The sequence below is a fragment of the Porticoccus sp. genome, from assembly GCA_023261185.1.
GTDB lineage: Bacteria > Pseudomonadota > Gammaproteobacteria > Pseudomonadales > Porticoccaceae > Porticoccus > Porticoccus litoralis.
Window position 1 is genome coordinate 1 of sequence record JALRJN010000025.1, and the last position, 8,190, is coordinate 8,190.

The following is an 8,190-nucleotide window of genomic DNA, read 5'->3' on the forward strand; positions in this document are numbered from 1 at the left end:
TTTCATTGCGAACGGTTTGTTTTGAGGCACCTTGTTCAGTTCGAAAAAGCACGTAGTTCGTTTCTTTGCCTTTCCACTCAAACTTCACAAGCGTGTTGATGCCCAAGTTAGCGGCTTTTTCGTTTTCGCCAACGTATTCAATAAAGTGGTTGAGATGAGCACGTATAGTTACCCAACGTCCTTCAACTATCTCTTTAGTGCGTACATCAATCTTTCTGTGCTCCAAATAGATAGCAACAGCATCAGCAATAGAGACAGAGAATAACTTTCTGCCATCTTTCAACTCATTCTGTAAGTCAAAGTACATCTCTTCTGCTTTATCGATAGCCTCTGCTCTGCGTTTGGTACGCAAAGACTTTTCGTAATAACGCTTTTCGTTGCTTACCCACATACGAAACTGCCACACACCAAACTTGTTCTGTTTGATAGTCGCTTTGCCACCGTATATGTCTATCCGTTCAGTGCTCAAAATCTACGCTTTGTAATAGTTGATGTAGTTTCTAACTTTCTTTCTAACACTAAAGAAAAAAGCCAACAGAATCAACCATTGGCTTTCGTAGTTTATAACAAGTTACTAACTATAAATATCAATAAAATCAATAACTTAACCTATATAAACTACTCCCACTCAATCGTTGCCGGCGGCTTACTGGAAACATCATAGGCAACCCGGGAGATACCGGAAATCTCATTGATGATGCGATTGGAGACTTTTTCCAGCAGCTCGTAAGGCAGATGAGCCCAGCGGGCGGTCATAAAGTCCACCGTTTCGACAGCTCGCAGCGACACGACATATTCGTAGCGACGGGCATCCCCCACTACGCCGACGGATTTCACCGGCAGAAATACAACGAACGCCTGGCTGGTTTTGTGGTACCAATCGGCTTTGTGAAGTTCCTCAATAAAGATGGCATCAGCTTCGCGCAGCAGATCCGCATAATCCTTTTTAACCTCGCCGAGAATACGCACGCCAAGGCCGGGGCCCGGGAACGGGTGGCGGTAGACCATGTCATAGGGCAGTCCCAGTTCAAGGCCGATTTTGCGCACTTCATCCTTGAACAGCTCGCGCAGCGGTTCCACCAATTCCATTTTCATATCTTCGGGCAGGCCGCCAACGTTATGGTGTGACTTGATCACGTGTGCCTTGCCAGTCTTGGCCGCAGCGGATTCGATCACATCCGGGTAAATCGTACCCTGGGCCAACCACTTGATGTCAGAAAGCTTAGCTGATTCCTCGTCAAAGACTTCGATAAAGGTATTGCCGATGATCTTGCGTTTCTTTTCAGGGTCATCCACCCCGGCAAGCTTGCTGAGGAAGCGTTCCTCTGCGTCTACGCGGATCACCTTCACGCCCATATTCTTGGCGAACATTTCCATCACCTGGTCACCTTCGTTCTTGCGAAGCAGACCATTGTCCACAAATACACAGGTGAGGTGATCACCAATAGCCTTGTGAAGCAGAGCCGCAACCACAGAGGAATCAACGCCACCGGAAAGGCCCAGCAAGACGGGATCATTCCCCACCTGGCAACGAATACGGGCGATACTGTCTTCAATAATATGCGCGGGAGTCCAAAGAGCCTCACACTCACAAATGGTCAACACAAAGTGCTCAAAAATACGCATGCCCTGCAGTGTGTGGGTCACCTCGGGGTGGAACTGCACACCGTAGAAATCCCGCTGGGGGCAATACATACCAGCAATCGGACAGGACTCGGTAGAGGCCATCACTTCGAACCTATCGGGCAGCTCGGTCACTTTGTCCCCATGGCTCATCCAGACATCCAGTAACGGGCCACCCTCATGGTCTACATGGTCAACAACGTCCCGCAACAGGCGGCTACTGCCATGCACCTTGACCTGTGCATAACCAAATTCCTGCAGATGAGAGCCCTGCACAGCACCACCCAGCTGTTCAGCCATGGTTTGCATGCCGTAGCAGATGCCCAGAACAGGGATACCCATTTCAAACACTATCTGAGGAGCTCGTGGCGAAAATCCGGCCGTGACAGACTCGGGGCCCCCGGCAAGAATAATGCCCTTGGGATTGAATTCGCGAATGGCCGTTTCATCCATATCCCATGGATGAATTTCCGAATACACACCAATTTCCCTGACCCGACGAGCAATCAGCTGCGTGTACTGGGAGCCAAAGTCCAGAATCAGGATCCTGTGTGAATGAATGTCTGTCATAACCCTGCCAATGCCAATTAAAAGCCAATTTAAAAGGGCTGCACCATGCAGCCCTGTTATGCCTGTTCAGTCTGCTATCACCCGTTAACGGGGGTAATTCGGCGCTTCCTTGGTAATCGCCACATCATGCACGTGGCTTTCTCCCATGCCAGCGGATGTCACCCGGACAAAATTGGGCTTGCTACGCAGCGTCTCAATATCGATGCTGCCGGTGTAGCCCATAGCCGAGCGTACACCACCCATCATCTGATGAATGATGCCAGCAACCGGTCCTTTGTAGGGAACACGCCCTTCAATACCCTCAGGCACCAGCTTTTCAACGCCCTGGCTGGCATCCTGGAAGTAACGATCACTGGAACCCACTGTCTGCGCCATAGCTCCCATGGAACCCATACCGCGATAGGATTTGTAGGTGCGGCCCTGATACAGCTCAATTTCACCCGGCGCCTCTTCGGTACCGGCAAACATGGAACCCATCATCACCGAGTGTGCTCCGGCCGCGAGCGCCTTGGCCACGTCACCCGAAAAGCGAATACCGCCATCGGCAATAACGGGAATATTGTGCTTGCTCAGCGCAGCCACCACATTGGCTACCGCAGATATCTGCGGAACACCGATACCGGTGACAATGCGAGTGGTACAGATGGAACCCGGGCCAATGCCTACCTTGATACCATCGGCACCGGCTTCGGCCAGTGCCAGGGCTGCCTCAGCCGTAGCAATATTGCCGCCGATCACATCAACGTCGGGGTACATTTCCTTGATGCGGCGTACCCTGCTGATGACGTTGAGAGAGTGACCGTGAGCCGTGTCCACGACTAGCACATCCACGCCTTCGCGAATTAGCGCCTCGACACGGTCATCGGTATCAAGGCTGGTACCCACGGAAGCGCCGACCCGGAGACGACCCTGATCGTCTTTACAAGCACTGGGGTATTTCTCGGCCTTGTCGATATCTTTTACCGTGATCAGGCCACGCAATTCAAAATCGTCATTGACCACCAACACTTTTTCGATACGGTGCTTGTGAAGTAGCGACTTCACTTCATCGGCACTGGCCCCCTCCTTGACCGTTACCAATCGCTCTTTCGGAGTCATGATCGCCGATACTGGAAGGTCCAGGCTGGGTTCAAAGCGCACATCTCGCCGGGTGACAATACCCACCAGTTCACCGTTACTGATCACAGGAACGCCAGAAATATTGTTTTCCCTGGTGAGGGCCAGCAACGCGCTGACCGATTCGTCCGCATTGATGGTAATAGGGTCTTTAACGACACCACTCTCGAATTTTTTCACCGCCCTCACTTCCAGGGCTTGTTTTTCAATGGTCATGCTCTTGTGAACAATACCAACACCGCCTTCCTGGGCGAGCGCTATGGCCAGGCGAGCTTCTGTAACGGTGTCCATGGCCGCAGACAACAGCGGGATATTCATTTCGATTCGACGGGTAAGGCGGGTTTTTAGCGACACATCTTTGGCGGTGATCTCGGAATAACCGGGCACCAACAACACGTCATCAAAGGTGAGTGCTTCTTCTGCGATTCGCAACATCGGGATGGCTTACCTCATTGATAATGGATGATGGAAACCACTGCCAACCTGCTGGCTTGGCATCAAGTGTTCCATAAAAAGTAAGCACGGCATTATAAGCCGTTACCCTTGAAAACACACCTCTTTTCACCGCCGTTAATAGACCTGAAAAAGGTGGATTCACGTTGACTCTACACGCCACCGGTGGACAATAGCTGCATGGAAACATCAGTTGTGACATACACGATTTCGCAGCTCAATCGCCGAGTCCGGCAATTACTGGAGACCCAGTTCCCGCTGGTCTGGGTTGAAGGTGAAATCTCCAACCTGGCGCGCCCGGGCTCCGGTCATTGGTACTTTACCCTCAAAGATGATCAGGCTCAGGTTCGCTGTGCCATGTTCCGCAACCGCAACAGCCTGACCCGTTTCCGCCCCGAAAATGGGAATCAGGTACTGGCCCGCTGCCGACTCAGTCTTTATGAAGGACGAGGCGAATACCAGCTGATCATCGAACACCTTGAAGAGGCCGGTCACGGTGCCCTGCAGCGCCAGTATGAAGCGTTGAAACAGCGGCTGGCGGAAGAAGGGTTATTTGACAACAGCCATAAAAAATCCCTGCCCACCCTCCCCAAACGGATCGGGGTAATCACCTCCCCCAGTGGGGCTGCCTTGCACGACATCCTGTCGGTGATGTCTCGGCGCTTCCCCGCCATTCCGGTGCGCATATACCCCACCACTGTTCAGGGAGATACAGCAGCCGCGGCCATTGTCGATGCCATTGCCCTCGCCAATGAAGACAACCAGTGTGATGCCCTGATCGTTGGTCGTGGAGGCGGCTCACTGGAAGACCTTTGGCCCTTTAATGAGGAAATTGTCGCAAGAGCCATTTTTGCTAGCCAAATTCCGGTGGTCAGTGCCGTGGGGCATGAAGTGGATTTCAGCATTGCAGATTTTGTTGCCGACTACCGGGCCCCCACGCCTTCTGCAGCAGCTGAAGTGCTAACCCCCGACGGCAGCAAATTATTGAGCAGCTTTGTTGATCGGGAACGACTGTTAAAAGAAAGCGCCTATCGCCGCCTGCGCACCTTAGAACAACGCATTGACGGGCTGCAGCGGCGACTGCGCCATCCTGGCGAGCAGTTAAAACACCAACACCACAGGCTGGAGTCTCTCTCCCATCGTCTTGTGAAACAGCTGGCACTTCAGCTTGAACGCCAGCAAACCAGGGTGCAACACCTAGGCGCCCGACTCCAGCAACGTCACCCCGGGGCTACTCTTAAACAACTGCAACAACGACACACGCAGCTGTCTGACCGGTTGCATCGCATCATGGAAAAACAGCTGGAACTCAAGCGCCAGCAATGGGTCAATGCTTCAACCCTGCTACAGGCTGTCAGTCCCCTGCAAACACTGGACAGAGGGTATGCTATCGTCATAGACGAACAGCAGCATATTCTGCGCCGCGCCTCGGACACCGTCCCAGGAAATACTATTACCGCAAAGCTATCTAACGGATCCCTGCAATGCACTGTCAAAAAAATTATTCCACAAACGCCCTGACAAGTTTTCTTTCTCTCTTTATCGTCCTGTTTTTCTGCGCCAGCAGCCAAGCCGCCGATGTTAACGACAAGGGCTCCAGCGACCCTCTTGCCACCGATACAGTCTGGGACCTGGGAGACTTGTACCCGGACATTGCCAGCTGGGATAAAGACCGAGAAAACATTGCCGCTCGAATCGAAACCCTGACAGAGTGCAAGGGTAAGCTTGGTGACAGTGCTGACAAACTCGCCAGCTGCCTCAACGACATCAGTGAGACCTACAAAGACCTACTACACCTGTATGTGTATTCATTTCTTGCCAGAGACACCGATTTCAGCAATGCCCAGTACCTTGAACGTGCCTCGGTTGCCCAGATGCTCGTTACGCAAATGATCGAAGCCACCAGCTTCGTCAGCCCCGAATTAATCGCCATTGGCGAGGAAAAACTCAGTCGCTTCCAGAAGCAAACCGACAAGCTGGCAGACCACGATTTTTTTATCCGAAAAACCCTGCACATGGCACCCTACACACTCAGTGATGCAGAAGAAAAAATTCTGGCCGCAACCTTCGACACCATGCAGACACCTTCCAGTGTCTACGATGTGTTGACCAATGCTGAAATGCCGATGCCAACGGTGACACTTTCCGATGGCAATGAAGTGGTGCTGACTCCGGCGGGTTACTCACAATACCGGGCGGTGGATAACCGCGATGATCGCAAACTGGTGTTCGATCAATTCTGGGAGACCTACCAGAAGTACCGGCAGACACTGGGATTAACCCTTGAGGGACAAGTTAAAAACGATGTATTGATGGCCCGCCTGAGGGGTTTTGACTCGGCCCTGCAACGCGCACAGGCAGAGGACAATATCCCCCAGACCGTTTACCACGCCCTGGTAGATACGGTGAATGAACACCTCGACAGCCTGCATCGACTGGTGAAATTGCGTCAGCGGGTACTTGGGCTTAAAGAATCCCACTACTACGATATTTATCCTGCGGTAGTTCCTCTGGATCGCACCTACAGTCTGGAAGAGACCAAGGCGTTGACCATCGCAGCCCTGCAACCCCTAGGTGAAGACTACATCAAAACCTTTACCGATGCCGTCAACCAGAACTGGATGCATGTTTATCCCAGCCCTGGCAAACGCAGTGGCGCCTACGTGATGGGAGCCGCCTATGACGCTCACCCCTATATGCTGCTGAACTTTGATGACACCATCGAATCTGTCAGCACCTTTGCCCACGAATGGGGCCATGCCATGCACTCTCTGCTGGCAAATCGCAACCAGCCGTTTACCAAGGCGGATTACGCCACGTTCACTGCAGAGATCGCGTCAACAGCCAACGAAGTCCTGCTCTTTGAATACCTGCGCAACAACGCCAAAAACGACCAGGAGCGCCTCCACTACCTGTTCAAGGAGCTGAATCAATTGCGAGGCACCTTCTTCCGTCAGACACAGTTTGCAGAATTTGAGCTCGCCATTCATGAACATGTGGAAAACGGCGGCGCACTTTCGGGTGACAAACTGAACACGATGTATGGCGACCTGCTGAAACGTTATTTTGGCCATGACAAAGGCGTCATGATCATTGACGATGCCTATACCGCCGAGTGGGCCTATATTCCCCATTTTTACCGCAACTTTTATGTGTACCAATACGCCACGTCCATTTCCGCCGCCTACTACCTGATGGACCGGGTACTCAATGATGGTGAAGAGGCACAGCAACAATACCTCGATATTCTGCGTGCAGGTGGGTCTGATTATCCTTACGAAATCCTCCTTGCGGCGGGTGTCGATATGGCATCTAAGGATGTCTACCTCGCAGTTATAGAGCGTATGAACCGCCTCATGGATGAAGCCGAGAGAATCCTCGACAAATAGACCTCGGCTGACACCAACAGAAACTTTTTTCAGACGCGCGTCAACCAATTGACCGAACGCGCGTTATACAGGGTGACGCAATCATCACAGAAGAGGATTTCTTATGCGCAAATACCTGTTATTTACCCTGTGCGCCCTGCTCGCTTCCTATACTGCTCTCGCCGAGTCGCCATCCCAACCGAAGGCCAAAGGCGAGCACCACCGGGGCCATTTCATGTTTGATCGTATGGATACGGATAACGATGGCAACATCACTCTGGAAGAGCATGAACAGGGGCTGGAACGGATGCTGGCGAAACGTCGTGCCCACTTTGCCACGATGGATAAAGATGGCAATGGCTTGGTAAGCAAAGCGGAAGCCATGGCCGCAAAGGCTGAAATGAAAGAGTGGGCCCAGGAAAAACGCCAGCAAAAAGAGAACTGCCCCAATCAGTAACCCAATGACCAACGGCATACCTTAGAGGTATGTCGTTGTTACTTTTTTTATTGCGCAAACAAAAAAAGTTACTTACTCAACTCTATTATTTCGTGCCCTAAAATAATTCTTTAACTGTTTTTTCCGCACTATTTATTCTAAGGCAATTCCGAAAACTACCGCCACCTGCGACATTGCAGACGTACACCTCGCCATCACGCCCGGTTCTGACAGCTTCCTGTTTATGGGCCTGCTTGCCTGGCTGCACCAGCACAGAGCCACCGACCTCGATTACATAGAAGCCCACACCGAGGGTTTTGCCGAAACACTGGCCATCGCGCAGCAATATTCCATGGATGAAATTGCTTCCCGTGCGGGTCTAGAACAGGACATCCTGACAACGTTCTACCAATGGTTTGCCGATACGGAAAAAACCATCACCTTCTACTCCCAGGGCATCAACCAGTCCTCTTCGGGCACAGATAAGGGCAACGCCATCATCAACTGCCACCTGGCAACCGGTCGAATCGGCAAAGTGGGTGCGGGCCCCTTCTCTATCACCGGACAGCCTAATGCCATGGGCGGTCGCGAAGTGGGTGGCCTCGCCAACCAGCTGGCGGCACA

The 8,190-nt window shown here is 52.1% G+C and carries 5 protein-coding genes and 2 pseudogenes; 4 read left to right on the forward strand and 3 right to left on the reverse strand.

Annotation, left to right across the window (positions count from 1 at the left end; translation table 11 throughout):
- The 3 genes and pseudogenes from ACYZYZ_RS02230 to guaB all read right to left on the reverse strand — a co-directional run.
- Positions 1-469, reverse strand: a pseudogene (locus ACYZYZ_RS02230) (hypothetical protein); the annotation flags it as partial.
- A gap of 149 nt (positions 470-618) precedes the next feature.
- Positions 619-2,193 carry a glutamine-hydrolyzing GMP synthase gene (gene guaA, locus ACYZYZ_RS02235; protein WP_461483095.1) on the reverse strand — a complete coding sequence of 525 codons (1,575 nt, stop codon included), beginning with the start codon at positions 2,191-2,193 and terminating at the stop codon, positions 619-621.
- A gap of 84 nt (positions 2,194-2,277) precedes the next feature.
- Positions 2,278-3,744: an IMP dehydrogenase gene (gene guaB, locus ACYZYZ_RS02240; RefSeq protein ID WP_305168882.1), complete on the reverse strand. Its 1,467-nt coding sequence runs from the start codon at positions 3,742-3,744 to the stop codon at positions 2,278-2,280.
- A gap of 213 nt (positions 3,745-3,957) precedes the next feature.
- Between guaB and xseA the strand changes: the two genes are divergently transcribed.
- The 4 genes and pseudogenes from xseA to ACYZYZ_RS02260 form a co-directional block, all read left to right on the forward strand.
- Positions 3,958-5,283 carry an exodeoxyribonuclease VII large subunit gene (xseA, locus tag ACYZYZ_RS02245; RefSeq protein WP_461483096.1) on the forward strand — a complete coding sequence of 442 codons (1,326 nt, stop codon included), beginning with the start codon at positions 3,958-3,960 and terminating at the stop codon, positions 5,281-5,283.
- Positions 5,247-7,151 carry an oligoendopeptidase F gene (pepF, locus tag ACYZYZ_RS02250; RefSeq protein WP_461483097.1) on the forward strand — a complete coding sequence of 635 codons (1,905 nt, stop codon included), beginning with the start codon at positions 5,247-5,249 and terminating at the stop codon, positions 7,149-7,151. The genes xseA and pepF overlap by 37 nt, the downstream gene beginning before the upstream one ends.
- 103 nt (positions 7,152-7,254) lie before the next feature.
- Positions 7,255-7,587, forward strand: a complete 333-nt coding sequence (locus ACYZYZ_RS02255; protein ID WP_461483098.1) for a hypothetical protein — start codon at positions 7,255-7,257, stop codon at positions 7,585-7,587.
- 148 nt (positions 7,588-7,735) lie between these two features.
- Positions 7,736-8,190: pseudogene (locus tag ACYZYZ_RS02260) on the forward strand (molybdopterin-dependent oxidoreductase); the annotation flags it as partial.

What these genes read in the sequence shown, in the direction of transcription:
- guaA (WP_461483095.1), bottom strand. Translation starts at nt 2,193, where the DNA reads ATGACAGACATTCATTCACACAGGATCCTGATTCTGGACTTTGGCTCC.
- guaB (WP_305168882.1), bottom strand. Translation starts at nt 3,744, where the DNA reads ATGTTGCGAATCGCAGAAGAAGCACTCACCTTTGATGACGTGTTGTTG.
- pepF (WP_461483097.1), top strand. Translation starts at nt 5,247, where the DNA reads ATGCACTGTCAAAAAAATTATTCCACAAACGCCCTGACAAGTTTTCTT.
- ACYZYZ_RS02255 (WP_461483098.1), top strand. Translation starts at nt 7,255, where the DNA reads ATGCGCAAATACCTGTTATTTACCCTGTGCGCCCTGCTCGCTTCCTAT.